This is a genomic window from Phyllobacterium sp. OV277, from assembly GCF_900104355.1.
Classification (GTDB): Bacteria; Pseudomonadota; Alphaproteobacteria; order Rhizobiales; family Rhizobiaceae; genus Phyllobacterium.
Genome location: NZ_FNIY01000001.1, coordinates 1,050,504 through 1,076,599 on the forward strand (window position 1 = coordinate 1,050,504; position 26,096 = coordinate 1,076,599).

Annotated in this window: 24 protein-coding genes; 7 read left to right on the forward strand and 17 right to left on the reverse strand. The window is 55.9% G+C overall.

Annotated elements, in window-relative coordinates:
- The first annotated feature begins 5 nt into the window (after positions 1-5).
- Positions 6-1,133, forward strand: a complete 1,128-nt coding sequence (locus BLU05_RS05160) for an alanine racemase (protein ID WP_091878101.1) — start codon at positions 6-8, stop codon at positions 1,131-1,133.
- Here BLU05_RS05160 and BLU05_RS05165 read toward each other — a convergent pair.
- A complete protein-coding gene (locus tag BLU05_RS05165; RefSeq protein WP_348271752.1) occupies positions 1,130-2,620 on the reverse strand; it encodes a coniferyl aldehyde dehydrogenase in 1,491 nt (496 codons plus the stop codon). The genes BLU05_RS05160 and BLU05_RS05165 overlap by 4 nt on opposite strands.
- 154 nt (positions 2,621-2,774) lie before the next feature.
- Between BLU05_RS05165 and BLU05_RS05170 the strand changes: the two genes are divergently transcribed.
- Both BLU05_RS05170 and BLU05_RS05175 read left to right on the forward strand, forming a co-directional pair.
- Positions 2,775-3,857 (forward strand): AraC family transcriptional regulator, encoded by a 1,083-nt coding sequence (locus tag BLU05_RS05170; RefSeq protein WP_091878102.1) that lies wholly within the window; start codon positions 2,775-2,777, stop codon positions 3,855-3,857.
- 129 nt (positions 3,858-3,986) lie between these two features.
- A complete protein-coding gene (locus BLU05_RS05175) occupies positions 3,987-4,373 on the forward strand; it encodes a RidA family protein (RefSeq protein ID WP_091878103.1) in 387 nt (128 codons plus the stop codon).
- Between the two features lies 1 nt (position 4,374).
- Here BLU05_RS05175 and BLU05_RS05180 read toward each other — a convergent pair whose 3' ends face one another.
- The 4 genes from BLU05_RS05180 to BLU05_RS05195 all read right to left on the reverse strand — a co-directional run bounded on the left by BLU05_RS05180 (position 4,375) and on the right by BLU05_RS05195 (position 7,257).
- Positions 4,375-5,148 (reverse strand): molybdopterin-binding protein, encoded by a 774-nt coding sequence (locus tag BLU05_RS05180; protein ID WP_091878104.1) that lies wholly within the window; start codon positions 5,146-5,148, stop codon positions 4,375-4,377.
- Entirely contained in the window at positions 5,145-6,005 is an 861-nt protein-coding gene (locus tag BLU05_RS05185) for a cytochrome b/b6 domain-containing protein (protein ID WP_091878105.1), read from the reverse strand. Before BLU05_RS05185 ends, BLU05_RS05180 begins: the two co-directional genes overlap by 4 nt.
- A gap of 72 nt (positions 6,006-6,077) precedes the next feature.
- Positions 6,078-6,398: a pentapeptide MXKDX repeat protein gene (locus BLU05_RS05190; protein ID WP_091878106.1), complete on the reverse strand. Its 321-nt coding sequence runs from the start codon at positions 6,396-6,398 to the stop codon at positions 6,078-6,080.
- A 145-nt stretch (positions 6,399-6,543) separates the two neighbouring features.
- Entirely contained in the window at positions 6,544-7,257 is a 714-nt protein-coding gene (locus BLU05_RS05195) for a DUF1223 domain-containing protein (RefSeq protein WP_091878107.1), read from the reverse strand.
- Positions 7,258-7,464: 207 nt separating this feature from the next.
- On the opposite strand from BLU05_RS05195, the gene BLU05_RS05200 reads away from it, so the two are divergent.
- Together BLU05_RS05200 and BLU05_RS05205 are read left to right on the forward strand one after the other, a co-directional pair.
- Positions 7,465-8,022, forward strand: a complete 558-nt coding sequence (locus BLU05_RS05200; RefSeq protein WP_091878108.1) for a sigma-70 family RNA polymerase sigma factor — start codon at positions 7,465-7,467, stop codon at positions 8,020-8,022.
- Positions 8,009-8,650: an NrsF family protein gene (locus BLU05_RS05205; protein WP_091878109.1), complete on the forward strand. Its 642-nt coding sequence runs from the start codon at positions 8,009-8,011 to the stop codon at positions 8,648-8,650. The genes BLU05_RS05200 and BLU05_RS05205 overlap by 14 nt, the downstream gene beginning before the upstream one ends.
- A 216-nt stretch (positions 8,651-8,866) precedes the next feature.
- On the opposite strand, the gene iolB is transcribed toward BLU05_RS05205, so the two are convergent.
- The 6 genes from iolB to BLU05_RS05235 all read right to left on the reverse strand — a co-directional run bounded on the left by iolB (position 8,867) and on the right by BLU05_RS05235 (position 15,942).
- A complete protein-coding gene (gene iolB, locus BLU05_RS05210) occupies positions 8,867-9,667 on the reverse strand; it encodes a 5-deoxy-glucuronate isomerase (RefSeq protein ID WP_091878110.1) in 801 nt (266 codons plus the stop codon).
- Positions 9,668-9,670: 3 nt separating this feature from the next.
- Positions 9,671-9,892 carry a hypothetical protein gene (locus BLU05_RS05215; protein ID WP_091878111.1) on the reverse strand — a complete coding sequence of 74 codons (222 nt, stop codon included), beginning with the start codon at positions 9,890-9,892 and terminating at the stop codon, positions 9,671-9,673.
- A complete protein-coding gene (iolE, locus tag BLU05_RS05220; RefSeq protein ID WP_091878112.1) occupies positions 9,889-10,773 on the reverse strand; it encodes a myo-inosose-2 dehydratase in 885 nt (294 codons plus the stop codon). The genes BLU05_RS05215 and iolE overlap by 4 nt, the downstream gene beginning before the upstream one ends.
- Before the next feature lie 180 nt (positions 10,774-10,953).
- Positions 10,954-12,804: a 3D-(3,5/4)-trihydroxycyclohexane-1,2-dione acylhydrolase (decyclizing) gene (iolD, locus tag BLU05_RS05225; RefSeq protein ID WP_091878113.1), complete on the reverse strand. Its 1,851-nt coding sequence runs from the start codon at positions 12,802-12,804 to the stop codon at positions 10,954-10,956.
- 31 nt (positions 12,805-12,835) lie between these two features.
- Positions 12,836-14,767: a bifunctional 5-dehydro-2-deoxygluconokinase/5-dehydro-2-deoxyphosphogluconate aldolase gene (gene iolC / locus BLU05_RS05230; RefSeq protein ID WP_091878114.1), complete on the reverse strand. Its 1,932-nt coding sequence runs from the start codon at positions 14,765-14,767 to the stop codon at positions 12,836-12,838.
- A gap of 332 nt (positions 14,768-15,099) precedes the next feature.
- The gene (locus BLU05_RS05235; RefSeq protein WP_091878115.1) at positions 15,100-15,942 is read right to left on the reverse strand and encodes a MurR/RpiR family transcriptional regulator; all 843 of its coding nucleotides are present in this window, start codon (positions 15,940-15,942) and stop codon (positions 15,100-15,102) included.
- A gap of 159 nt (positions 15,943-16,101) precedes the next feature.
- Here BLU05_RS05235 and BLU05_RS05240 point away from each other — a divergent pair, with 159 nt between their 5' ends.
- On the forward strand, positions 16,102-17,235 hold the full coding sequence (locus BLU05_RS05240; RefSeq protein ID WP_091878116.1) for a Gfo/Idh/MocA family protein: 1,134 nt from the start codon (positions 16,102-16,104) through the stop codon (positions 17,233-17,235).
- 226 nt (positions 17,236-17,461) lie between these two features.
- On the opposite strand, the gene iolG is transcribed toward BLU05_RS05240, so the two are convergent.
- The 6 genes from iolG to BLU05_RS05270 form a co-directional block, all read right to left on the reverse strand.
- Complete coding sequence (iolG, locus tag BLU05_RS05245; protein ID WP_091878117.1) at positions 17,462-18,451, reverse strand: inositol 2-dehydrogenase; 990 nt, start codon at positions 18,449-18,451, stop codon at positions 17,462-17,464.
- 299 nt (positions 18,452-18,750) lie between these two features.
- Positions 18,751-19,776 carry an ABC transporter permease gene (locus BLU05_RS05250; protein ID WP_091878118.1) on the reverse strand — a complete coding sequence of 342 codons (1,026 nt, stop codon included), beginning with the start codon at positions 19,774-19,776 and terminating at the stop codon, positions 18,751-18,753.
- Positions 19,777-19,804: 28 nt separating this feature from the next.
- On the reverse strand, positions 19,805-21,346 hold the full coding sequence (locus tag BLU05_RS05255) for a sugar ABC transporter ATP-binding protein (protein ID WP_091878119.1): 1,542 nt from the start codon (positions 21,344-21,346) through the stop codon (positions 19,805-19,807).
- 76 nt (positions 21,347-21,422) lie between these two features.
- On the reverse strand, positions 21,423-22,352 hold the full coding sequence (locus BLU05_RS05260; protein ID WP_091878120.1) for a sugar ABC transporter substrate-binding protein: 930 nt from the start codon (positions 22,350-22,352) through the stop codon (positions 21,423-21,425).
- 452 nt (positions 22,353-22,804) lie between these two features.
- Positions 22,805-23,632, reverse strand: a complete 828-nt coding sequence (locus tag BLU05_RS05265; RefSeq protein WP_091878121.1) for a TIM barrel protein — start codon at positions 23,630-23,632, stop codon at positions 22,805-22,807.
- A gap of 123 nt (positions 23,633-23,755) precedes the next feature.
- Positions 23,756-24,787 carry a LacI family DNA-binding transcriptional regulator gene (locus BLU05_RS05270; protein ID WP_091878122.1) on the reverse strand — a complete coding sequence of 344 codons (1,032 nt, stop codon included), beginning with the start codon at positions 24,785-24,787 and terminating at the stop codon, positions 23,756-23,758.
- Positions 24,788-24,952: 165 nt separating this feature from the next.
- Between BLU05_RS05270 and BLU05_RS05275 the strand changes: the two genes are divergently transcribed.
- Positions 24,953-26,047, forward strand: coding sequence for a fatty acid desaturase family protein (locus tag BLU05_RS05275; RefSeq protein WP_091878123.1), 1,095 nt, complete (start codon positions 24,953-24,955; stop codon positions 26,045-26,047).
- Positions 26,048-26,096: the final 49 nt, after the last annotated feature.

Here is a 26,096-nt window from a genome sequence, read left to right on the forward strand (position 1 = left end):
TCCATATGGCTGATATCCATCAGCCCTGCCTCGTGCTTGATCTCGACCGTCTGAACCAGAATATCGCCACGATCAAACATGGCCTTGCGCCCAATTTGACGCTGCGGCTTGTCGATAAATCACTGCCGTGCCTGCCCTTGCTGGCTCATATCGGCAAGACATTTCCCGATCGCCATTTCATGACGTTCCATTTGCCTGTGACGGCGGCAGTATTGAGTGAATTTGCTGATGCCATCGCCATTCTCGGCAAACCCATGCCGGTTGCAGGCGTGCGCCTTGCTCTCAAAAAGGGCGGGATTCTCGCCAAGGCAAAGAACGCGCCGCAGCGTATTGCATGGCTGATCGACACGGATGACCGGCTGGCTGCCTATGGCGCGCTAACCAATGAACTCGGCATTGATCTGCGATTCTGCTTCGAAGTGGATGTAGGCCTGCATCGCGGCGGTTATCGCAATGGCGAAGCTTTGACCCGCGCATTGCAATTGCTCAAACAATATCCCCGGCTGCATTGTCAGGGCATCATGGCCTATGAGGCCCACATCAATCATATCCCAGCCATCTTTGGCGGTCCGAAAAAAGCGCTGGCCAAAACAAAAGCGCTGTTTCAGGAATTTGCCGCGTGCCTTGGCCCGGATCAGCGCGCAATCCTCAATCTCGGTGGCAGTTCAACCGCCCTGCTCTATGATTCCGCCATTGCAGCCAACGATGTTTCCATGGGTTCCGCCTTCGTCCTGCCGACTGATTTCGACGTACCGAGCCTTGCCAAACTGGCACCCGCCATTTTCATCGCCACCCCGGTTCTGAAGGTTGTCGACCCGCTGGTGCCGGGTCTCGATGACAAGACGTGGATCATGCAAAAGCTTGGCCTGTTCCCCAAGCGCGGCTGCTTTCTCTATGGCGGCAAGTGGATGGCTGAAGCGGTCTATCCCTTCGGGATGAAACCAGACAAAACCATGGGTTTTTCAACCAACCAGCAGTTCATGCGCCTGCCCGCAAGTGCCACGATCAAGCCGGATGATTTTGCCTTCCTGCGGCCAACGCAAAGTGAATTTGTGTTACAGCAATTCAGCACGATTGCCGTCTATGCCGACGGCAAGATCATCGATCGCTGGCAGACTCTGCCCTTCTCTTAACGGGCAAAGAGCTTTACCACCGTGTTTGCCAATCCCTTATAGGGCGGCTTGACCCGGTCGGTCAGTGGCATCTTGGCCTGATACAAAACAGGCATGATCTTGCTGAAGGTCAGAAAACCCTCATGGCCGTGATAGTGCCCCATGCCACTGGCACCGACGCCGCCGAATGGCAGATCATTGCAGACATTGTGGAAAAGGGTCTCGTTCACGCAGACACCACCAGCCACGATACTCGATAGCATCTTTTCCGTTTCCGCCTTGTCATTGCTGAAGCAATAGAATGCCAGCGGCCGGTCGTGTGCATTGATATAGGCAATGGCTTCATCGGCGGTGTTATAGGTCTTGATCGGCAGGATCGGACCAAAGATTTCCTCCTGCATGATCTTGCTGTCATCATCAGGGTCCAGCACCAACGTCGGCGGCAATAGCCGCTCGGATTCTGCCTTCGCGGCGTCCTTCGGCTCGACCAGCGTCATCACATCAAGGCCACGCCCGCGCGCATCCTCCAGCAGACCGCGCAAGCGGCGATACTGCCCTTCATTGACGATGTGGGTATAGTCAGGATTGGCATCTAGCTGGGCATAGCGCGATTTGACCTCGCTGCGCACCGCCTCAACAAATTCATCGCGCCGCGCCAGAGGCACCAGCGCATAGTCAGGCGCAATGCAGGTCTGGCCCGCATTGTAGAGTTTGCCGGTGACAACGCGCGTGACAGCCTTGGCGAAAGGCGCTTCTTGGCCAATGAATACCGGCGACTTACCCCCAAGCTCAAGCGTCACCGGTGTCAGGTTTGGTGCCGCCGAAGCCATGACCTTGCGGCCAACAGCCGTGGAGCCGGTGAACAGCAGGTGATCGAACGGCAAACCGGCAAACGCACCCCCAACATCAGCACCCCCAAGCGCCACGGCAACACGATCCTCCGGAAAGACATCGGCGAGCAATTCCCGCAGGAATTCACTGGTGCGCGGCGTATGTTCGGAAGGTTTAAGAAAAACATGGTTTCCAGCAGCAATAGCCGTAGCAAGCGGCGTCAGCGCCAGATTGACCGGATAGTTCCACGGGGCAATGACACCAACGACGCCGAGCGGCACGTAGCGCACTTCTGCCTTGGCTGGCCACATGCGCCAACCAGCCGAACGGCGCTGCGGTTTCATCCAGGATTTCAGGTGCGAAAGCATATGGTCGATCTCACCAAAGACGGTCATGCCCTCGCCGAGCATGCTTTCGTGGCGGGAACGATGGCCAAAATCAGCGCTGATTGCCTTGACCATTGGCTCAAGCCGATCTTTCAACGCAGCGCGCAGGCGCTTCAGATCATCATGGCGCTGGGCATAATCGGGCCGGTGGGCCAGCCAGGAGGCGCGCAACCGGTTGAGAACCGGCACCAATGCATCAGCAGGTGTGGCGTTCATATCCATTTGCTTTCCTCCGGTCTTCTCTTCCATACGTTCTATCACGGATCTTGTGCTGCCCGTCAGCGCTTTCATGGATCATTGCCGCAGACCACCACGTCCTTCAAGGTTCAGGGCGGTCAATGGCCGGTGAATAACGGCCAGTTGCAGAAACAATGGATTTCCGTGCCGCTATGACCGTGCTAATTTCGCTAAAAAATGGGGTAACAAAAGCCGGGAGAATTGGGTTTTGATCCATAGCGCCAGCGATAGGATTCATTCCGCGTCGGAGTTACTGGCGCTGGTTGACCTGTTGACCGGCGACGGCATTCCAGCAGTGCTTGCCCTGAATGGAACCGGCCTCAGTGAACGGGAGCTTTCATCCCCCGATACGCTGATTTCCATCAACCAGATGCTGACGGCGATCCGCAATGCATTCACCCTGTCTGACGATCCGCATGTGGGATTGCGGCTGGGCCTGAGCATGCAGATCACCATGTACGGCATTTATGGCTTTGCACTCTTGAGCAGCGCCACCTGCCGAAGCGCCTGTCATTTCGCCGAAAAATACCATGCGCTGACGGTTCCCATGGGAAAGCAGACTTTTCGCGAGACCAGCAAACACGGCATATGGTCCACCGAACCCGACTTAAACAGAATAACCGATCCCAAACTCTATATTTTTAAAGTCGAGCATGTGCTCGGGACAATCATATCCTTTGCCAAGGACATCGCTGATCCGGATTTCAGTCCGGCGGCGATCCGGTTGAGTTTTCCCAAACCGGCTGATGCCTCTGTCTACGAAAAAGTATTCAACTGTCCGATCCATTACGACCAGCCCGACAATGAACTGCTTGTCGACGTGGCATGGCTCGAGCGAACCCCGCGCCGCGCCCATGAGATGACCTTCTCCATGGTGCGCCAGCTTTGTGATGAAATGGTCGACCGCATGGCATCATCAGCCGGTGTGGCCGGGCGTTTGCGACAACTCTTTGTGCAGAGTGCCGGGCGTTTCCCTCCTATCGATCTTGCCTGCGAGCAATTGGGGATCAGCGCCCGCACCCTCAGGCGCAAACTGACCGGCGAAGGCACGTCTTATCAATCGCTGCTCGACGAGACCCGGCTTGGCCTTGCCAAAAAATATCTGCGCGAAACCGAACTGACGATGGATGAAATTGCCAGCCGTCTTGATTACAGCGACGCCTCGAACTTTCGCCATGCTTTCCGCCGCTGGACCGATATGACGCCCATGGAGTTCAGGTCTGGTCCTTCCCGCGGGCAAGACAGCGAATTACCTCTCAGCGTTATGCGCATTACAAGCGACAGCTATTGATCTTCAACCCATACATTTGAACTCATCAGCCATACATTGCCGGATTGTCTGCAAGTTTGTTTAAGTATGCCTACAAATACCCCACAATGGGGACTTCTATCCGAACAATTTCAGGAAGGAACATCCATCATGAAACTGATCCCGCGCAATCCCGACAAAGGTGTCTACGCAGCGACGCCAGACTATCTCCACGCGCTGGAGGTGCATCAGCCGGAACGTTTTCTCTATATCAGCGGCACCATGGGGCTTGATCCTAATGGCGCGCCCGGCACGACTTTGGCTGGCCAGCTTGATCTCGTCTGGAATAACATCCGGGCAATTCTTGCCAGCGCCGGAATGACAGTCGACAATGTTGTCAGAACGACAAGCTACCTGCGTGATCCGGGCTTTGCCGAGGCCAACCAGAATGCCCGGGTTGCGGCGCTCAATGGCCGCATAATCCCGACAACGACTATCGTCGCGCAGACGCTACTGGAGGTATGGCTGGTCGAGATCGAGGTAATAGCCGCAGCCTGAATCAGATGCCCGCATACCACTCATAGCCGCGATCTTCCCAGAAGCCGCCTTTCCCGCCCCACACGCCTTTAAAGCTGTCGACCAGCTCAATGCGCATGACATATTTGGCGTGCTTGTAGCCGAGCTGGCGTTCAACGCGCAGGCGCAAGGGAGCGCCGTGCGCGACTTCCAGGTCTTTGCCATTCATGCTGTAGGACAGAATGGTTTGCGGGTGGAAAGCGTCGACAAGATCGATGCTCTCGTAATATTGACCGCTGCCATCCAGTGTCTTCTCGTATTCATCGGCACAATAGAACACCGCATAACGTGCGCCCGGCGCAATCCCGGCCTTTTGCAACACCAGCCCCAGCGGAACGCCAGTCCATTTGCCGATAGCACTCCAGCCTTCGACACAATCGTGCCGTGTGATCTGCGTGCGTGATGGAAGCGCCTTGAGGTCTGCCAGTGACAGGCTAAGCGGCGTGCGCACCATGCCGTTGACCACCAGCCGCCAGTCGGCAAAATTGCCTTCCATCAGCCGGGCATAATCCTCGCTGTCAGGCATTTGTGTACCGTTAGCTTTGAACGTGGGCGAAAGATCCGCCTCGGTGAATTCGCGGGCCAATGGTTCATGTGCCTGCAAAAGCCGCTGCGAACCCATGGTCAAAGCTTCGGCCTTCTGCAGAATATCATTGACGCTGGTGTTGGTGACCAAAGCGTCACATCCGGTCAAAAGGCCCGTGGCGGCAACACTTGAGCCAACAAGGAAACGGCGGCGTGTGACTTCGAATTTCATTTGGCTGTTTCCTTGTCCGTATCGACTGACAGGCCGTAATACCCCGTGATCATCGAGCGCAGATTGTTCCAGACGCCTGAGACCAGAACCATCACGAGATGGACCACAACGAAGGCGACGAGCAGCGATGCGGTGATGAAATGAATGGTGCGGGCTGACTGGCGGCCACCGAAAACATCAACCAGCCATGGAACGATGGAGTCAAAACCGGGCGACATGGTAAGACCCGTCAGAACCATCAGCGGCAGAAGTATGAAAATAACCGCCATATAGCTCAGCTTCTGCAGGCTGTTGTAGCGCCTTGCCTCTTCGCCCTTGGGAAAGCGCAGGCGGGCATGTTCGCCAATTTCATGGGCCAGATGTTGCGGCGTCAGCTGATCTTTGCTTGGCACAAGATCGCGCCTGAAGTGGCCGGCAATCAGGCCATAGAGCAGATAGACAAAACCATTGATGACGAAAAACCAGGCGAAGAAGAAATGCCAGCGGCGGCCCGTGGCCAGATCCTGAAAGCTTGGAATGGTAATCCAGCTGGGAAAGGCCCGCGGCGTCAACTCGCCATCGACAGTCGAAGCGCCGAGAACACCCGTCGTGGGTATGGAAATCGACCCGATGCGCGTGACACCCTTGATCGTGTCACCATCCTGAAAAGCACCGATCGAGATAAAGGAATGGTCGGCATCCGCACCATATTGGCCCCAGTAAAGCTCGGGATGCGCATTGAAGATTTGCAACCCGCTCATCAGCAGGAAACTGAGGCACAGGACATTGAGCCAGTGGGTCAGACGCACAGCAAACGAATGGCGATAGAACAGGATTTTCTTTGGCCGTACCGTTTCATGATCAGTCACGCTCGTCATGATTGTTTCCTTGGCTCTTGGGCGGTAGCCCGGCGCCGCCTCGTTCGCGAGACAGCACCGGTATGATGATTCTTAGTTCTTCTTCGGAGCCATGGCATCCGCTGGCTTCATGGCATCTTTTTTCATTGCGTCGGGCTTCATTGCGTCCTTTTTCATGGCATCCGGCTTCATCGCATCGGTCGCCATAGCCTGCTTGTCGCAATCCTTGGTCATGGCATCCTTCTTCATGGAATCCTTTTCCATGCCGGCCTTTTTCATGCAGTCGGCCTTCATGGCCTCCGTCTTCATAGGGTCTGCCTTCATGGCGTCTTCCGCAAGAGCGCTGTTGATACCGGCAAAGCCGGAAGCGAGAACAAAAGCCGACAGGGCGATGCGGCGTGCAATAATGTTCATGGTAGTCTCCTCGATTTGATTAAGACACGTATCTGCGTGCCGTTGAGTTTCGGACAACCATGCGGTCATCCACACTTCCTGGGCATCGCGCTGCGTGTCTCACAGCTTTTCATGCCAGGAATTCTTATGTCCGCTGTCGCGGAATTCAGTTGGTCGCAGCGGCCAGAATCGGCCCGCCATGCGGGGTCTGGATCAGAACAGCCGTGCGCAGGCCCGCTTTGGTGGGAGGAATGTCCAGCGTGACCGCCTTGCCATCCCAGTTTCCAAGATTGGAAAGGCTGTGAACGACATTCTTGTGCGGCAGGGTGTGGCCGGTGTTTTCACCACGACTGACGGGAACGTTGACTGTCTTGTCGTCGTAGGTCACAAGCCAGATATCGGCGCCATTCTCAGGGGCTTTGCCGGCACCGATGGCCAGCGAATTCTTGTTGATCGCAACCGACAGCGCATCGGGCTTGGCTTCCTTCGCAATCAGATCGTCGATCTCACCGATTCGGTTGCCGACCACATCGGCGCGGCCATTAACAACCACTTGCGGGGTGAACGGGCCATCGCGACCAAGCGAAGGTTCATACGTAACCTGCCGGTCCGTATATTCAGGGGCAGCAAATATGTCCTTCCAGCCAAGCCGGTCCCAATAGGTCACACCGAAGCTCAAGGCCAGAACGCCGGGGCGCTTGCTGATTTCGATCAGATTGGCATTGGCAGGTGGACAGGATGAGCAACCCTGACTTGTGAAAAGCTCGACAACAGTCAGCGGCTTTGCACTGTCCGCAAAGGCACCGCTTGCGCCAAAGCTAAACAAGCCAGCGATGACTGACACTGTACCCAAATATCCGATCTTTCCGAGCAAACCCATTGCGGCCTCCTGATTTCTTTGTGTGAACTGGCGTTGGCAGCCGGTCACATCAGGCAATTCGTCGGGTCGGAGGATTTGGTTACAGCGATCACGGATTGGTGATCAAAAAGTTGGACCGCGAGCTACTGGCATGCTGTAACTGCTGTCGATATGATCTTTCCATCTGTAACCTTTTCGCCGCTGCTGCGAATAAAGGAATGAACCAGAGTGCATTCGGTCGAAGCGCGATTGAGGGAACTGATGCTCGCCAGCCTTGCAGGCGACGCGCAGAGTTATCGCGTGCTGCTTGATGATGTCGCCAAACATCTGCGCGGCTATTTTCTGCGGCGTCTGGCTGATGCCTATCGCGGCGATGCGGATGATCTGGTGCAGGAAACATTGCTGGCCTTGCACACGCGGCGCCAGACCTATGAGCCGGACCGGCCGTTCACCGCGTGGCTGCATGCCATTGCGCGCTATAAGCTGATCGACCATTTCCGGCGCAACCGCATCCGGGCGACAGTACCGCTGGATGATGCGGAAGACCTGTTTGCGCAGGACAGTTCAGACGCGGCCGCAGACCGTATGGATGTGGATCGTCTGTTGAAGACCATACCGGAGAAATCGAGAGACCTGATTTACCGGACGAAGATAGAAGGGCAATCGATTGCGGAAGTCGCCCAAAGCACGGGCCTTTCAGAATCGCTTGTAAAGGTCAGCATTCACAGAGGACTGAAGGCCATAGCCGCGAAGTTAAGAGGACAGGCAGCCGATGACGACAAATGATCTGATCGAGCGTCTCGCCAGCGAGTTGAAGCCGGTATCGCGCAAGGCTGTCATCAGGCGGATCGGCATTGGCCTTGGTATCAGCGCTGTTGCCTCGGCCATTCTCATGTGGTCATGGCTCGGCATGCGTCCTGATCTGATGACTGCCGCTGGCACAATGGCTTTCTGGACGAAGTTTGCCTACACGCTGGCCCTTGCCGTGGGCGGCGCATGGGCGATCAAACGCATCGCCTATCCGCTTGGCAGTATCCGAATCAGCCTCGTTGTCATGGGTACAGCCGTGGCCATCATCGCCGCGCTGGCCTTCGCGCAGCTCGCCATGTCCCCGCGTGACCATTACATGCCAATGATGAAAGGGCACACGATCACCGTCTGCACTTTCAATATTGTGGTGCTGTCGCTGCCATTGCTGTTCGGCTGCTTCTGGATCTTGCGCGGACTGGCACCGACACGGCTGACCGTGGCCGGAACCGCTGCGGGTCTCGCAGCTGGATCAATTGCTGCACTGATCTATTCATTCCACTGCGATGAAAGCGCCATGCCCTTCATCGCCATCTGGTATACGCTGGGCGTGCTTTCTTCCGCGCTGATTGGCGCGATTGCCGGGCGTTTCGTTCTGCGGTGGTAGAGGGTAACTGATTGGCAAATCTGTTTTGTGTGGTTCGTGGTTCGTGGTTCGTGGTTCGACAAGCTCACCATGAGGGAGAGGGGTGATGAAAGGGAGTCAAGTTCTGCAACCTTTGTGATCAGCAATATTGGCGATTATCGTTGCATCCACCCAAGTCCCTCATGGTGAGCTTGTCGAACCACGAACCACGCTCTACACACCATCCAATTGCAGCGCTTAAACCTGTTTCATCAGCCACTCATGCTCAACTGCATTGTGGAATTTCCAGGTGCGCTTGGGACCAGCCATCACGTTGAGATAATAGAGATCATAACCATGGCAGGCGGCGCAGGGATGATAACCCTTGGGCACCATGACCACATCGCCATCCTCGATCGCCATTGCTTCATCCAGTGACCGGTCATCCGTATAGACCCGCTGGAAAGCAAAGCCCTGCGGCGGGTTGAGCCGGTGGTAATAGGTTTCTTCCAGATAGGATTCAGCGGGTAGATTATCCTGATCATGCTTGTGCGGCGGATAGCTTGATGTGTGTCCGCCCGGCGTGATCACTTCCACCACGAGCAGTGAATCCGCCGGTTCGCCTTCCGGCAGGATATTGGTGACATAACGCGTATTGGTGCCCTTGCCGCGCGTTTCCTGGCCAAGATCATCGGGGGCAATTACCCGAACCGGCAAATCACCGCCAAAGCTTGGCGCCGAGCAGACAGCAAGCTCAACAGCCGTATCGGCAACCACGGACCAGTCACAATTGGAAGGCATATAGACCGACCACGGCTTGCCCTCGAAGGGCGACATGCGCTCGCCGAGCAAACCAAGATCATGACCATTGACCTGCGCAAAGCCCTTGCCCGTCACGAAAACAAGGCAAACTTCCTTGTCACCGCTGCGGCCCGCAATGGTCTGCCCCGGCGTGGCACGATGCAGATCGAATCCGACATAGGACCACCCGGCGCTCTCCGGCGTTACCTCCGCCACATGGCCGGTGCCAGCTTTTGCCTTGAGCAATAATTTGGACATGATCTATTCCTCTTTTTCATCCGCATCGACAGGCTTGACCGGCTCGGATGGGTCAAAGGCTATGAAAAACTGCCAGATGCCATAACCGGCAAAACCAAGCGCTATCGTCCCCCAGAATGGCGTGCCCGTGACGAATTCGAAGATGGCCCATGCGAGGCAAAAGACCACCACGGCAACACGGCGCCACAGGGGACGAAAAAACGGATGCTTGGAATCACTGGTCAAACTAACCCTGCCTCTTTGATGAAGCGGCTGAGATTTGCGTGGCCGAGCTTGGAATAGACGGCTGGATCAGCCTTCTTGGGGTCCTGCTCAGCTTCAACGACAACCCAGCCGCTATAGCCCTTGAGTTCTTTCAGAACACGAACATAGTCGATCAGGCCGTCGCCCGGAACCGTATAAACGCCCGCCAGCACGGAATCGAGGAAAGACCAGTCTTCACGGTTCGACTGCCACATGACAGCCTCGCGAATATCCTTGCAATGCACGTGGCTGATGCGTGCCTTGTGGTGACGGGCAAGACGCGCGGGATCGCCGCCACCCCATGTGGCATGGCCTGTATCGAGCAGCAGATGCACCGCATCGCCAGTGACTTCCATGAACCGGTCAATTTCGGATTCGGTCTGGATAATGGTTCCCATGTGGTGATGATAGACCAGTTGCAGCCCGTAGGTTTGTTTGATCGCTTCGGCAAAAGCCGTGTAGCGCTCGCCGAAGGATGTCCATGCGGACTTTTCCAGAACGGGACGCGCTGACAGCGGCAGGTCCTTGTTGGAATGGATGGCATTGGAGGTTTCGGCGGCAATCAGAACCGTGCAGCCCATGTCCTTGAGCAAAGTGGCATGGCCGACAACTGCCTTCAGCTCGGCTTCCACATCACGCACCAGAAGCTCGGTCGAATACCAGCCGCTGACCAGAGTGTGGCCGAATGCATCGAGGATCGGGCGCAGCTTGTCAGCCGTGCGCGGAAACTTGTTGCCCAGCTCCATGCCGGTAAACCCGGCAGCCTTTGCCTGTTCCAGACAGGTTTCCAGCGGAATATCCCCGCCGATTTCCAGCATGTCATCATTGGACCAGCCGATTGGGTTCGCCCCGATACGGATCATTCTTGTCTTCCTTCAGTTGTTGTGTGCGTGGTGCGTGGTTCGACAAGCTCACCATGAGGGAGATTGGTGGCTGCAATGATAATCGCAAAGGGTGCAGAACTTGACTCCCTTGCATCATCCCTCTCCCTCATGGTGAGCTTGTCGAACCACGCACCACGCTCCGCTTATCTAAAAATTAAATCAATCACCCACACGCTGCGACTTCAGTTTCTCTTCATAAGCCTTGCGCGCGGCATTGACCTGTGGGCGCTGGCTGACCTCGGGCACCGCCACATCCCACCATGTCCCACCGGCATCGGTGGAAATCAGCGGATCGGTATCGATAACGATCACCGTCGTCCGCTCATTCTGCTTGGCACGCATCAAAGCCGCTTCAAGTTCTGCAATCGATGCGACTTTTTCAGCAATCGCTCCGAGACTTTTCGCATGGCCGACGAAATCAACATCCGGCAAAACCTCATGGCGCGAGTCCTTCAGGAGATTGTTGAAGTTCGCGCCGCCTGTGCCCATCTGCAGCCGGTTGATGCAGCCAAAGCCACGATTGTCGAGAAGCACGATATTGATCTTCTTGCCCAGCATCACCGAGGTCGCGATTTCGGAATTCAGCATCAGATATGAACCATCGCCGATCATGACGACCACTTCGTCATCGGGCTTAGCCATTTTGGCGCCAAGTCCACCGGCGATCTCATAACCCATGCAGGAAAAACCATATTCCGCATGATAGGAACCCGGCGCTCCCGCCTGCCAGAGCTTGTGCATTTCACCCGGCAATCCACCTGCCGCATGCAGAACAGTGGCTTCACTGCCCATCGTCCGCTGCACGGCGCCGATCACCTGCGCGTCCGATGGCAGCACCGCATTGGTTGGACCGGTAACCTCGGCGGCAGCCTTCTGCCACTCTGCCTTGCCCTGCTTGGCGTTCTCGGTCCAGCTCGCAGGTGCCTTATATCCGGCAGTCGCTGCCGCCAGTTCCAGCAGCCCTTCTCGCGCATCGGCAACTAGAGGCGCAGCGCGGTGCTTGCCCGCATCGAAGGCCTGCACGTTGAGGCCTATGAATTTCTTGGCTCCATTGCGAAACAGCGCCCACGAGCCTGTCGTGAAATCCTGCAGGCGGGTTCCCACCGCCAGAATGACGTCAGCTTCTTCCGCAAGGCGATTGGCAGCGGATGTGCCGGTTACGCCGATGGCAGCCATGTTCAGCGGATGATTGTCTGGCAGCGAAGACTTGCCACCCTGCGTCTCGCAAACGGGAATACCCGCTGCTTCGACAAAGGCCTTCAATTCATTCGAAGCCTGCGAATAGATGACGCCGCCGCCAGCAATTACCAGCGGCTTTTTGGCGGATTTGAGCAATTCGACAGCGGCAGCCAGTTCCCCGCGATCAGGACGCGGGCGGCGCGTTGTCCATACACGCTCATCGAAAAAGCTTTCTGGATAGTCATAGGCTTCCGCCTGCACATCCTGACACAGCGCCAGCGTCACCGGACCGCATTCCGCCGGATCAGTCAGCACGGCCATGGTGCGGGCGAGTGCCGGAATGATCTGTTCAGGCCGGGTGATCCGGTCGAAATAGCGTGAAACCGGGCGGAAGCAATCATTGGCCGAAACCGTGCCGTCACCAAAGCTTTCCACCTGCTGCAAGACCGGATCTGGAATGCGGTTGGCAAAGACATCACCGGGCAATAGCAGCAGCGGCAGACGATTGACGTGGGCGAGCGCGGCGGCGGTTACCATATTGGTGGCGCCCGGCCCGACCGAGCTTGTCACCGCCATCATGCGGCGACGGAAACTTGCCTTGGCAAAGGCAATGGCGGCATGGGCCATCGCCTGTTCATTGTGGGCGCGGTAGGTCGGCAATTCCTCGCGCACCTGATAAAGCGCTTCGCCGATACCGGCGACATTGCCGTGGCCAAAAATCGCCCAGACACCGGCAAAAATTGGAACCTTCTTGCCGTCAACCACCGTCATCTGATTGGCAAGGAAACGCGTCAATGCCTGCGCCATGGTCAGGCGTATCGTCTTGGTCATATCAATCTCCTCCCGGCCTTGATGCTATAGCCTATGCCGCTTGTTGCTTGCGGCTGGCAAGCCAGGCTCTGGTCAATTTTTCGAAACGATCCGCCATATCGGCAATCGCAGTCTCATCGGATATGCGCCCCGCCAGCCATTGTTCAGCGGCATCCATGAAAATGGTCCGCCCCACTGCAAAACCTTTGACGACAGGCGCATTGGCGGTGGCCGCAAATGCTGCCTCCAGCTCGTCCTGCGGTGCCTCCAGTCCAAGCAGCACCACGCCCCGGCACCACGGATCGTTCTTTTCGATGACGGCCTCAATGTTCTTCCATGCGGCGCTTGAGGCCTGTGGCTCCAGCTTCCACCAATCAGGCTTGATACCGAGCGCATAGAGCTCTTCCAGCGCCCGGGGAATGGTGTTGTCATCAAGCGCGCCGTGCTTTCCGGCGATAATTTCGATTAGCAATTCGCGGCCAACCTTGCGCGCCGCCTCAAACAGCGTGCGCAGCTTGGCTTGCTGTTCCGCCTTCAACTCCGCTGGATCATCAGGATGATAGAAGCACAGGCATTTGATGCAATGATCAACCGGCCATTCCGCTAGTTGTGAGCCGATATCCTGCGAAAATTCAAAGCGCAGCGGGCGCGAGCCGGGCAGTTCCACCGGACGTCCCAGCCAGTCAAACTTGTGCCGGGCAAACTCGAACATGGCCTCGCGGCCGAATTTTTCATCAAGCAGCATACCGTAACCGCTTCGACCATCCGCAACCTTCGCCGCTGCTTTTACGGCCAGTTCCTTGAACGCCTGAACCTTGCCGATATCGACGTTGAATTTCCGGGAAAGCTCTTCAAGCTGCACGCGATGATCAATGGCAAAGGCCATCATCGAAGGAATATCGTGACGGCGCGTCGTTGCCCAATGCACATGGTTGATCGCTTCATCCTTGCGCAGGGCATGTTGCGGGCTGCCATGTTCAAGGAAGAATTGCAGTTCTTCGAAGGTCGGAATTTCCGGCGAGCACAACAAGCGCGATACGGCAAAGGCACCACAAGCATTCGCCCAGGTTGCCGCCGTGGCAAGGCTTTCGCCACCCAGCCAACCGCGCAGAAAGCCGGACATGAAAGCATCGCCCGCCCCAAGCACATTGAACACTTCAATCGGGAAGCCCTTGCCGACAATGCCGTCTTCCAGATTGTCTGAAATAGCCCCCTCATAGACAATACAGCCCATGGGTCCACGCTTGAGAACAATGGTGGCATTGGCGGAAAGCGCGCGAATGGTTTTCAGGGCGGCGAGCAGATCCGCTTCACCCGAAGCAATCAGCACTTCCTCTTCGGTACCGACAATCAGATCACAATCGGCAAGCACCGTTTTCAAATGGCTAGACACCGCATCGGAGGCGATATAGCGGCTGTCGCCAGCGCCATGCCCGGCAAGGCCCCAAAGATTCGGCCGGTAGTCGATATCAAATACAACCTTGCCGTCCGCTTCCTTGATCAGGCGGATCGCCTTGCGCTGGGCGGCGTCCGTATTGGGCTTGGAGAAATGCGTGCCTGTGACAACCACGGCGCGGGCCGAACGGATGAAATCCGGGTCGACATCATCCGCATTAAGAGCCATATCGGCGCAGTTCTCACGGTAGAAAATCAGGGGAAAACTCTTGTCGTTTTCAACCGAGAGGATCACCAGCGCCGAAAGCCGCTCCGCATCGGTGATGACACCATCGACAGCAACCCCTTCGCGCAGCATCTGCTCGCGAATGAAACGCCCCATCTGCTCATCGCCGACACGGCTTAAAAGCGCCGAACGCAGCCCGAGCCGCGCCGTGCCGATGGCGATATTGGCCGGGCAACCGCCAACGGATTTTGCAAAAGATGCGATATCCTCAAGACGGGAGCCGATCTGCTGGCCATAAAGATCAACCGATGAGCGGCCAATGGTAATGACATCAAGCTTTTTGCCTGTTTCAGCGCTGCCCATGATGTTCCTCCCGATATGCTGATCCAGCCCGCTGAAAACAGGCCGGGAATTTTCTTATATGAAATAATAATTCTATCAAATCGTCAATATGGAATGTACGTTCTTTTTATAATTCTACCTGATTGACCAATGGAAAATTGCAAAAAGTGGCTGCGTGGTTCGTGGTTCGTGGTTCGACAAGCTCACCATGAGGGAGAGTAAGGATGCAACGCTAATCGCCAGCATTGCAGATTACAGAGAGTACAGAGCTTGACTCCCTTTCATCACCACTCTCCCTCATGGTGAGCTTGTCGAACCACGAACCACGAACCACATCCCTGCAATTGCTTTTACTATAGACCGCGGCGTCTTTCAGCCACGCTGACAGTTAAAGCCATCGCCAGCGCCATGGTCCCCGACAGCGACCGAAACCCGGAGAAATCCCCCTCCGCCGCCTCGAACCAAACACTGGCTGATTGCGCCAACGGCGAAAAAGCGCTGTCGGTGATGGCAACGACAGGCACACCCCGCGCTGCAAGAGCTGCTGCATGCTCAACCGTCGCTGAGGCATAGGGTGAAAAACTAATGGCAATAGCCGCATCATTTGGTGTGGCAAAAGATAGAATTTCCGGATCAATACCGGCTGTTGATTCAATCAGCTGGTTGCGGATTTTCAGCTTGCCAAAGGCATAGGCCATATAAGCGGAGATCGGATAGGAACGGCGCCGGGCGATGAGATAAATCGTTTCCGCCTGCGCCAGCACTTCCACTGCGCGCTCCAGCACATCGTCTTCCACACTGCGGGATATGGTCTGGATTGACTGGCTGGCAGCATTGAGAAAACCATTGAGAATAACGCGATTTTTCGAAAGCCCCGACGTATCGCCACGCAACCCGGAAAGCCGCTCTTCATAGGAGCCCTGCCGTTCGCGCAGGCGCTCGCGGAACACCGATTGCAGGCTGGTAAAGCCATCAAATCCCAGATGCTGGGCAAAGCGAATAAGCGTCGAGGGCTGCACACCTGCCGATTGGGCAATGCTCGCCGCCGTACCAAAAGCAATTTCATCCGGATTGCCAAGGGCATAGGCGGCAATCTGCGCCAGCCGCTTGGGCAGAAGCTGGCGGCGGTCCAGGATCAGCGTGCGCAGAGCATCAAAGTCCTGCGGCAAAGGTGCTTGGGTGGCCGTGCTGCCCATTGCGAATCGTTCCCTCTGGTTTGGCGTAACTGATCTGGAGATTACCAAAATAATCCGCCACACAAAACGGATCAGTTATTCCATTTTCATTCGTTATAGATTACTTCAATCAGTATCTGCAAGAGATGCAGACATCCTCAATGTCGTGGGAGTGAAGACATGTCGGGTCATGGGAATGCGCGCGCGCTTGGTGTCGGGCTGATTGGTACGGGGTTCATGGGCAAATGCCATGCGTTGGCCTGGAATTCTGTCCGTGCGGTTTTTGGCGACGTGCCTGCCGTCAGTCTCGTGCATCTGGGCGAAGCCAATGCCGACCTTGCCAATCAGCGTGCAGCCGAGTTTGGCTTCCGCAAAGCCTCCGGCGACTGGCGCGCCGTGATCAACGACCCTGAAGTCGATATCGTCTCCATTACCACCCCCAACCAGTTTCATCCCGAGATGGCGCTGGCCGCGCTTCAGGCCGGAAAGCATGTCTGGTGTGAAAAGCCTATGGCACCGGCATTCAACGATGCCAAGGCGATGACTGAAGCAGCGAAGAAGTCAGGCAAGGTTGCGGCCCTTGGCTATAACTATATTCAAGGCCCTGCCATTCGTCACATCCGCCAGCTGCTGGCGGAAAAGATCATTGGTGATGTCAACCATCTGCGTATCGAGATGGATGAGGATTTCATGGCCGACCCTGAGGCGCTGTTCTACTGGAAGCATGCCGCCACCTCCGGATATGGCGCACTCGATGATTTCGCCGTCCATCCGCTTTCGCTGCTCTGGGCGCTGTTCGGTCGCGTTGGCAGGGTCATGTGCGACATGTCAAAACCCTATGCGGAGCGCAAAACTGAAGGCGGCGGTACCAAGGCCGTTGAAACCTATGACAGCGCGAGTGTACTCCTGCATATGGAAAACGGCGTTGCCGGAACGCTTCAGGTCAATCGTTCGGCCTGGGGCCGCAAGGGACGCATCGCCCTGCAAATCTTCGGCTCAAAGGGATCGATCCTGTTTGATCAGGAACGTGCCAACGAATTTCAGCTTTATGTGACGGCAGACCGCCCGACGGAACAGGGCTATCGCACCATCCTCACCGCCCCGCATCATGATCCCTATGGCCGGTTCATCCCTGCCCCCGGCCATGGCCTTGGATTCAACGATCTCAAGATCATCGAGTGTCACGAGTTGATCAAGCGTATCAACGGTCAGGACGCTCATCTGATCGGCTTTGAAGAGGGGCTGGAAATCGAGCGCACAGTTCACGCCATGGCTCGTTCGTTTCATGAGCAGCGCTGGGTTGATGTGAGGTAAGAGGGGATTTCCCCATATCATACTGATAGCAGGCTCATGGTTCGTGGTTCGACAAGCTCACCATGAGGAAGATGGGTGATGAAAGGGAGTTAAATTCTGCAATTTTGGAGAGTTTAGCTCCCCTCATCCTGAGCTTGTCGAAGGGCCTCATGGTTGTTATGTCGAACCACGAACCACACAATCACTCTGCCAGTTATTCCACCGGCAGAGCGCTCATCACCAAAACTCAAAGATTAATCGTCTTGCCTTCCTTGACAGAGCGCAATGCGGCATCGGCCAGTGCCAGTGCAATCAGCCCGTCCTTGCCACTTGGCGCGGCCTTGGTACCCGTTGCAATCGCATTGATGAAAGCAGCGATCTCGTTGGCATAGGCTTCCGTGTAGCGGGTCATGAAGAAATCGTGCAGCGGCGGACGCGTATAACCATTGCTGTTTGCAACTTCGATCGAGACCGGACGCTGGTTCTCTGCCGCAACCATACCCTTGGAGCCATGCACTTCAATGCGCTGATCATAACCGTAGGTTGCGCGGCGCGAGTTGGAAATAACACATTGTTTGCCTGATGCGGTGGAGAGGATCACGCTCACGCTGTCATAGTCGCCAAGCTCACCGATCTTCTTGTCAACAAGAACCGAGGCATGGGCGGTGACGGCAACCGGGTCTTCACCCAGCAGAAAACGTGCCATGTCAAAATCATGGATCGTCATATCCCGGAATATACCGCCGGAACGGGTGATGTATTCGGCTGGCGGAGCACCCGGATCACGCGAGGTAATCGTGACCATTTCAACCGTGCCGATGGAACCGTCATCAATGGCCTTGCGCACGGCAGCAAAATGCGGATCAAAGCGGCGATTGAAACCAACCATCAGGGTTGCCTTGGTCTCATCAACCACAGCAAGGCATTCCTCAACGCGCTTTACGTTGAGATCAATTGGCTTTTCACAGAAGATCGCCTTACCGGCACGGGCAAAGCGTTCGATCAGATCCGCATGGGTGTCGGTCGGCGTGCAGATGATCACCGCATCGATATCCCCAGCCTTTTCGATCTCATCAATGGTGCGGATTTCGCAGCCATAGGCAGCCGAAAGGTCTTTTGCAGCCTGTTCGAACGCATCCGCCACAGCCACGAGTTTCGCCTGGCTGTTGGAAATCACGGCTTTCGCGTGAACCTTGCCGATACGGCCCGCACCGAGCAGACCAAAGCGTAGAGTCATTTCATTACCTCTTGGAAAGAAGCCCGGATGGGTTCCGGGCGTTACAGATTGATTTTCAAAGCCTGCGGTTTCGTTGTGTTGCGAGTGGTTGGTTCGTGGTTCGACAAGCTCACCATGAGGGAGAGGGGTGAGGCAACGCTAATCGCATAGATTGCAGATCAAAAAGGTTGCAGATGAAAAGGTTCTGATCGCAACAGGTGCAGAACTTGGCTCCCTTTCATCACCCCTCGCCCTCATGGTGAGCTTGTCGAACCACGAACCACTTCACTACTCACTACCACTACCCACAACTCACCACCTTAAACTTTTCTCTTTTTCTGGCGATAAACGTCTACCACGACGGCTGCAACGATAATCACGCCCTTGATGATTTCCTGATAATAGGCATCGACGCGCAGGAAGGTGAAACCGGAAATCATCACGCCAAGAATGATGGCGCCGATTACAGTCCCGGTGATGCGTCCCACACCGCCGGTCAGCGATGTTCCGCCAATGACCGCAGCGGCAATCGCATCAAGCTCATAGGTTACGCCCATGCCCGATTGTGCGGTCTGGGCGCGGGCCGCAGTGACGATACCGGCAAGACCAGCCAGCACACCAGCAATGGCATAGACTTTGATCAGGTGCCGCTCGACATTGATGCCGGAGACGCGCGCTGCCTGCACATTGGCACCGATGGCATAGGTGAATTTGCCATAACGGGTGTAGCGCAGGGCAATATGGAAAATGAAAGCGACGACCAGAAACACCACCACTGGCCAGATACCCGTGCCGATGAAATTGAACTGGTCTGTCAATCCCGAAACCGGCGAACCCTTGGTGTACCATTTGGCCACGCCGCGCGCCGAAACCATCATGCCAAGTGTCGCAATGAATGGGGGAATTTTGGTCTGTGCGATGAGCGCACCATTGACGATGCCCGCAAGAAGACCAATGCCAAGGCCGACAATCAGGGGAATGATGAACGGCAGGTCCGTCAGGCTGGGATAGACAGGCCTTGCCCATGTCGACGCCTGCGCAAAACTCGCCGCAATCATGGCGGTCATGCCCACAACCGAGCCAGACGAAAGATCAATACCGCCTGTAATAATGACCTGCGTCACACCGACAGCAATAATACCGATAACCGAAACCTGCAGAATGATGATCGTCAGGCGTTGCTGGTTCATCAGAAAGCTCTGGCCAACGAAAATCCAGCCGAGCACCTCATAGATCAGCGCGATGCCGATGAGCACCAGCAGGATGCTGACTTCAGGTGGTAGCCGTCGCCCCTGCTTCGAAGGCGTTTGACCTGCTGTCTTTGCGGTTGCTTGTTCGCTTGTCATTGTTGTTCCTCCCCGTCAGGCAGCGGCTTCACTTGGAAGCCAGCTCCATAACTTTTACCTGGGTTGCTTCATCCCGATCCAGAAAGCCGGTGACGCGGCCCTCATGCATCACCATGATCCGGTCACTCATGCCGAGAACCTCAGGCATTTCAGACGAGATCATGATGACGGCGACGCCCTGCTTGGCGAGTTCGGAGACAAGGCGGTGGATTTCCGCCTTGGCGCCGACATCGATGCCACGCGTCGGTTCATCGAGAATGAGAATTTTCGGATTTGTCAGCAGCCAGCGGCCGATCAACACCTTTTGCTGATTGCCACCGGAAAGATTTTCCACCCGCTCCTGCAGATTCGGCGTCTTGACCCTGAGCTTGTCACTCATGACCTTGCAGGCTGCCGAAATTTCCTTCTCCGCGACAAAGCCGAATTTGACAAAGCGGTCCTGCAACACCGCAATCTGCATATTTTCAAGAACATCGAGAATGAGCAGGCAGCCGGTTTCCTTGCGGTCTTCCGTAATAAACGCCATGCCGTGCTGGATCGCCTGATTGGGTGAAGACATGGCAACTGATTTGCCGTTGATGGTAATTGAACCTGATGTCGCTGGCGTCACGCCAAAAATGGTTTCGGCCACATTGGACCGGCCTGAACCAACAAGACCGGCAATGCCAAGAATCTCGCCTGCCCGCACATCAAAGGAAACACCGGAGAACACACCCTTCAGCACAAGGTCTTTCACCGAAAGAACAACGTCGCCAATGGGCACGATCTCCTTCGGAAACATCTGGGTAATCTCGCGCCCGACCATCATTTTGATAATGTCATCGCGCGTCACATCCGTAGACGCGTGCGTGCCGATATAACGGCCATCGCGAAACACCGAAAATTCATCGGCGATCTCGAACAGCTCATTCATCTTATGGGTGATGTAGACAATGCCGATCCCCTGACTGCGCAGGTTACGAATAATCTCGAACAGATGCGCAACCTCGCGCTCGGTCAGCGCCGAGGTCGGTTCATCCATGATCAGCACATCGGATTCGTAGGAGACCGCCTTGGCAATCTCGACCATCTGCCGGTTGGCCACGCTGAGATCACGCACCTGCGATTCCGGATCAAGCGCGATGTTCAGCCGCGTGAAGAGATCGGCCGTCATTTCGAACATCTTGCCGTGATCGACAAAGCCGAACATGTTTTTCGGCTCGCGCCGAATCCAGATATTTTCGGCCACCGTCATAAACGGCATCAGGTTCAATTCCTGATGGATCATGGCAATGCCGTTCTCTAGCGCATCCAGTGGAGATTTCAAACGGATCGGCAGGCCCTTCAGAAAGACTTCGCCCTGATCCGGAACATATATTCCGGCAAGGATTTTCATCAGTGTGGATTTACCGGCGCCGTTCTCGCCCATCAGCGCATGCACAGTGCCGCGCTTCAAACGGAACGACACATCATCCAGCGCCAGAACGCCGGGAAATTCCTTGCGGATATTTTCAACATTGAGCAGATATTCGGCCTTCGGCACCGCACCACTGGCGCGCACCGCAGCCATAGTCGTTGGGCTGACTGCCATAATCGTCTCCTCCCCGAGACATTGATCAGAGGCCGGACCGCGCCCCAAGGCGCGATCCGTTGCAAGGCGCTATGCCTTAGTTCTTGGACTGGTATTTCGACAGATTGTCCGGGGTGACGAGTTCGAACGGGATGTAGACTTTCGCCTCAACCTTGTCGCCCTTCGACAACTTCAATGCTGCGTCAACCGCACCCTTGCCCTGACCAGCGGCATTCTGGAACACCGTCACATCGAGATCGCCAGCGGCCATGGCTGCAAGCGCATCCTGCGTTGCGTCAACACCGGCAACAACAACCGTATCCATCTTGCGACCGGCAGCCTTGAGCGCTTGAATTGCACCAATCGCCATTTCATCATTGTTGGAGATAACCGCATCGAATTCCAGACCGGCGGAGAGCCAGTTGGTCATCAGGTCGGCGCCCTGCGTACGGGACCAGTTGGCAGTCTGCTCTTCAACGATCTTGAGGCCCTTGCATTCGTCGGTAGCGATAACGTCGTGAATGTCCTTTGTGCGCTGGCGCGCGGCCTGATTGGACAATTCGCCCATCATGACGACGATCTTGCCCTTGCCCTTCAGAAGCTTGCAGACTTCCTTGGTTTCAAGCGTACCGGACTCCACTTCATTCGAAGCAACAAAAGCCTGCTTGGCAGGAAGTTCGTTCACGTTGACAGGTTCGCGATTGACATAAACAAGCGGAATACCGGCCGCTGTTGCCAGCTTCGACATGGCGGCAGTCGCATCCGTGTCCACCGCATTGATGATGATGGCATCGACCTTGGAAGCAATAAAGTTCTGGATCTGGCTCTGCTGCTTGGCAACGTCGTTCTGCGCGTCCTCCACTTGCAGCGTCACGCCATCCAGCGTCTTGGCATAGTCCTGCATGCCATTGCGCAGAACCGTCAGGAAGTTATCGTCAAACTGCGCCATCGACACGCCAATATTGGCGGCAAGTGCCGATGTGCTCATCAAGGCTGAAACAGCCATAGTCAAAATCAGCTTCTTCATTTCTTCTCCTCCACATGGTGCCCGGCCACACCGTCCTGATCCGGAAGCTCCGCGAACGTCGGCATCGTAGCCATGCAACCCCTGCTGCCAGCGATACCTCTGCCCCTAGAGTGCGCGAAACGCCGCGCAAACTTTTTCTGGACTTGTCATACGGAATATAAAAACCGTTGCATCCAGTTTCTGAAATATTTATTCCATTTTCCGAAGAAGGCGTCAAGCGCGATTCCAACAGCCCAGATCACAAAAACGGGTTGTTCGGGCAAGTTCCTCACCAACCCGGCTGGGACAACGGCACTTTGTTCGATGGGGAATTATTTTGCACTGCTGTGCAGTTTCTGGATGACGCCCGAGACGCGCAGCAGGAGCGCGGGAGGTCACCAGAAACCAAAAAAGAATCACGGAACGATCCGGATATTCGTCCGGATCGTTCCTGTAAGGATAAGACCGGGCGATCAAGCCAGGTGGTGCCGGATCAGGGCAATGCTCTCGGACAAGGCAGCGGCAGGTTTCTCAAGCGCCTGCACTTCCTCGGCAAATGGTTCGAATGAGAACAGACCTGTGTACCCCGCATCCAGAAGCGCCCGGATTTGTGCGACATTGCCAAGACGATCCTGTGCATCGACAAGCACCCGGTGCGAATCGCGCATATCGCTGACCGATACGGAGGCGTCCGTCACCCCGGATATGTGGACAAGACCAGTCCATTCGGGGAAAAGTGCCGGTTCTCCGGCAAGATGGTGGTGAAATGTATCATGAACGACGCGGAAAGTGCCCTGCCCGTCTACGTCCTTGATGGCTTCCACAGCCTCCCGCTTTGAGCGCAGCGAGCAGATTTCAAAGCCAAGCGGTTCAACAAATCCTTTCAAACCGCGCTCGTTCAGAATAGGCAACAAAGCTTTCAACGCGACCCGCAGATTGGCCTGCCGTTCACCGTCCTTCTGGCCGCTGCCATCATTGACAGGCACCAGAACCAGAGCAGCAGCGCCAGCTTCGCGGGCGTAATCGGCAAGTGTAATGGCTTCCTGTTCGCGCTCAGGCGTCCATTCGTTGAAGCGCTGCAAGGCATTGATTGTTGCAATCTTCACACCGACCTCTGCGGCTTGCGCACGAATCTCCGCTGCCGGCGTTCCATCAATAATGGCATTGCCTGACAGATCGTTGCGGATTTCGACATCCTGCAAATCGAGAGAGCGCGCCAGTTGGAAAAACGCCTGCGGCCGCAAATTGGGCGTGACCATATGATTGATTGCAAAAACCGGTGCGGAACGTGTCGCGCTCATCCGAAAATCTCCTGGGAATGAAATGTCAGCGCATTGTAGGCGCCGCGCGAAACATCTGTTCCATTGCCCGGCCAGTCAATTGCCCGCAAACCAAAAACTATCATTTCTGATAGATTCAGTGAATTAGATGTTCTCCGGCAGGTAAATATCGAACGGCAGGAAGGTTTGCCCGGGCGCGTTGGCCGCGCCCGATTCAATGGCGTGACCCATCAACTCCACCAATTCGCGGCAGAGACGCGGCAGGGGTGTCGCAATTGCCATCGTCGCTACATTATCCGCCAATGCAGCGCGGGATTCCGGCGTAATTTCATTGCAGATCATGACAGGCGGCTCAGGCAAATCACTCTGGCGTAGCGCTGCAATCGCCCCTTCCATGCCACCACCGGCAACATAACAACCCACCAAATCCGGGTGATGCTCCAAGAGATTGAGCATTGCTTCATGGGTGATCTGGCGCGTCTCCAGATTGATCAGTGTATCAAGCACGGTAAAATCTGGCGCTTCCTCCCGGAAGAACGAGCGGAAACCAATTTCCCGAAGTTCGTGCCCTTGAAAACGATGGCTCCCGACGAAGATGGCGACTTTGCCCGGACGGCGCGCTGCCTTGGCGATCATCCATGCCGCCGTGCGCCCGACCTTGCGATTGTTCAGACCGACATATCCTTCCCGCACCCCGGCCGCAAAATCAGAAAGCAGCGAGAACACGGCTATCCCCTTGGCTTTCAACGCGTCAATCGCCATGGTGATCGCCGGATGATCTGGGGCGACAAGCGCAATTGACTGCGTGCGTCCGGCCAGTGATTTCAGCTTGGCGATAATATCCTCAGGCGCCAGCGAGGGACAGAAATCGACCACCGGTACCCCGCGAAAATGCGGCGCCGCATTCACCGCCACATCAATTTCCCTTGCAAATTCCTGATAGAAATATTGGCCTGATTTTTGCAGGAGAAAACCCAGCCTATATTCCGGCAATTCCTGCCGCATCCGCTGACGGATTAGCCCGGCCGCATGATAACCAATGCTGTTTGCCGCCTCGTAAACGCGGCGCGCCGTTTCCTCACGTACCGGCAGGCGATTGTTGAGCACGCGATCCACTGTCGCAACACTGACACCGGAAACCCGGGCTAGATCAGCAATTGTCGGTCTGTTTGCCATATGCGCCTCAAATGATAGATTCTATCATCAATTGATAGCATCAGATGATGGCTGATGATAGAATGTTATCATCTGCCATTGAGCCAGAGCTGCCGCATCGGTACCCTTCCCTTGGAAATACGGAGGTCTTTAAACCTTCAGGCCAGAGGATTGGGAGGTCCTGTAATGGACGCAATATTACCCGCAGCACGCGACTACAGCCTGATTGGGCGCGATTCACAACGTGCCGTTGAAACTGGCCTTGCCGCGGCGGAATGGTATCACACGGACGTTTCCCGCAAAGAAATGAAAGAGCTGATGAGGCGCGATGACGGCCCAGCCATTCGCGACACGGCGATCTGGCTCAGCAGCATGGTTGTTCTGGCGGTACTTGGTGTTGTCCTGTGGGGCAGTATCTGGTGTGTCCCGTTCTTCCTCGCTTACGGTGTGCTTTATGGCTCGGCTTCCGATTCCCGCTGGCATGAATGCGGCCACGGCACAGCCTTCAAAACCCGCTGGATGAATGATGCGGTCTATCAGATCGCCTGTTTCATGATCATGCGCAATCCCGTGACATGGCGCTGGAGCCATGCCCGCCACCATACCGATACGGTTATCGTCGGCCGCGATCCGGAAATTGCGGTCATGCGCCCGCCCGATCTTTTGCGGCTCGTTCTGAACTTCTTTGGCATTCTCGATGCATGGCATGCGGTTGTCGATATGCTGCGCAATGCTGCCGGTTTCGTCAGCGCCGAGGAAAAGACATTCATCCCCGAACAGGAGCAACCCAAGGCTGTCCGCATTGCCCGGATATGGCTGGCCATCTATATCGCGACCATTGCTTTGGCTCTTTATATGGGCTCGATCCTGCCCCTCGTGCTGATTGGCTTGCCCCGCCTTTATGGTGCATGGCATCACGTCCTGACCGGCCTGCTGCAGCATGGCGGCCTTGCCGATAATGTCGTGGACCACCGGCTCAACAGCCGCACAGTCCTCATGAATCCGGTCAGCCGGTTCATCTACTGGAACATGAATTATCACGTGGAGCACCACATGTTTCCCATGGTGCCCTACCATGCATTGCCACGCCTGCACGCCATGATCAGGCACGACCTTCCTGCGCCCAATCCCGGCATTCTGGACGGCTACCGGGAAATGCTGCCGGCCTTCCTGCGCCAGTTGCGCAACGAAGACTATTATCTGCGCCGTGAACTGCCGCTGACCGCCAAGCCCTATCGCGACGAGTTTCATGGGGAAGCAGCGCGCGCCGCAACGCAATAAGGTAAGTAAATACTTACATATAAGACCGATAGGCGGTGCTTTCTCAAGC

Bases quoted from the DNA above. Each gene is read 5' to 3' on its own strand.
- BLU05_RS05160 (WP_091878101.1), top strand. From the start codon at position 6: ATGGCTGATATCCATCAGCCCTGCCTCGTGCTTGATCTCGACCGTCTG.
- BLU05_RS05165 (WP_348271752.1), bottom strand. From the start codon at position 2,620: ATGAAAGCGCTGACGGGCAGCACAAGATCCGTGATAGAACGTATGGAA.
- BLU05_RS05175 (WP_091878103.1), top strand. From the start codon at position 3,987: ATGAAACTGATCCCGCGCAATCCCGACAAAGGTGTCTACGCAGCGACG.
- BLU05_RS05180 (WP_091878104.1), bottom strand. From the start codon at position 5,148: ATGAAATTCGAAGTCACACGCCGCCGTTTCCTTGTTGGCTCAAGTGTT.
- BLU05_RS05185 (WP_091878105.1), bottom strand. From the start codon at position 6,005: ATGACGAGCGTGACTGATCATGAAACGGTACGGCCAAAGAAAATCCTG.
- BLU05_RS05190 (WP_091878106.1), bottom strand. From the start codon at position 6,398: ATGAACATTATTGCACGCCGCATCGCCCTGTCGGCTTTTGTTCTCGCT.
- BLU05_RS05195 (WP_091878107.1), bottom strand. From the start codon at position 7,257: ATGGGTTTGCTCGGAAAGATCGGATATTTGGGTACAGTGTCAGTCATC.
- BLU05_RS05205 (WP_091878109.1), top strand. From the start codon at position 8,009: ATGACGACAAATGATCTGATCGAGCGTCTCGCCAGCGAGTTGAAGCCG.
- iolB (WP_091878110.1), bottom strand. From the start codon at position 9,667: ATGTCCAAATTATTGCTCAAGGCAAAAGCTGGCACCGGCCATGTGGCG.
- iolE (WP_091878112.1), bottom strand. From the start codon at position 10,773: ATGATCCGTATCGGGGCGAACCCAATCGGCTGGTCCAATGATGACATG.
- iolD (WP_091878113.1), bottom strand. From the start codon at position 12,804: ATGACCAAGACGATACGCCTGACCATGGCGCAGGCATTGACGCGTTTC.
- iolC (WP_091878114.1), bottom strand. From the start codon at position 14,767: ATGGGCAGCGCTGAAACAGGCAAAAAGCTTGATGTCATTACCATTGGC.
- BLU05_RS05235 (WP_091878115.1), bottom strand. From the start codon at position 15,942: ATGGGCAGCACGGCCACCCAAGCACCTTTGCCGCAGGACTTTGATGCT.
- BLU05_RS05240 (WP_091878116.1), top strand. From the start codon at position 16,102: ATGTCGGGTCATGGGAATGCGCGCGCGCTTGGTGTCGGGCTGATTGGT.
- iolG (WP_091878117.1), bottom strand. From the start codon at position 18,451: ATGACTCTACGCTTTGGTCTGCTCGGTGCGGGCCGTATCGGCAAGGTT.
- BLU05_RS05250 (WP_091878118.1), bottom strand. From the start codon at position 19,776: ATGACAAGCGAACAAGCAACCGCAAAGACAGCAGGTCAAACGCCTTCG.
- BLU05_RS05255 (WP_091878119.1), bottom strand. From the start codon at position 21,346: ATGGCAGTCAGCCCAACGACTATGGCTGCGGTGCGCGCCAGTGGTGCG.
- BLU05_RS05260 (WP_091878120.1), bottom strand. From the start codon at position 22,352: ATGAAGAAGCTGATTTTGACTATGGCTGTTTCAGCCTTGATGAGCACA.
- BLU05_RS05265 (WP_091878121.1), bottom strand. From the start codon at position 23,632: ATGAGCGCGACACGTTCCGCACCGGTTTTTGCAATCAATCATATGGTC.
- BLU05_RS05270 (WP_091878122.1), bottom strand. From the start codon at position 24,787: ATGGCAAACAGACCGACAATTGCTGATCTAGCCCGGGTTTCCGGTGTC.
- BLU05_RS05275 (WP_091878123.1), top strand. From the start codon at position 24,953: ATGGACGCAATATTACCCGCAGCACGCGACTACAGCCTGATTGGGCGC.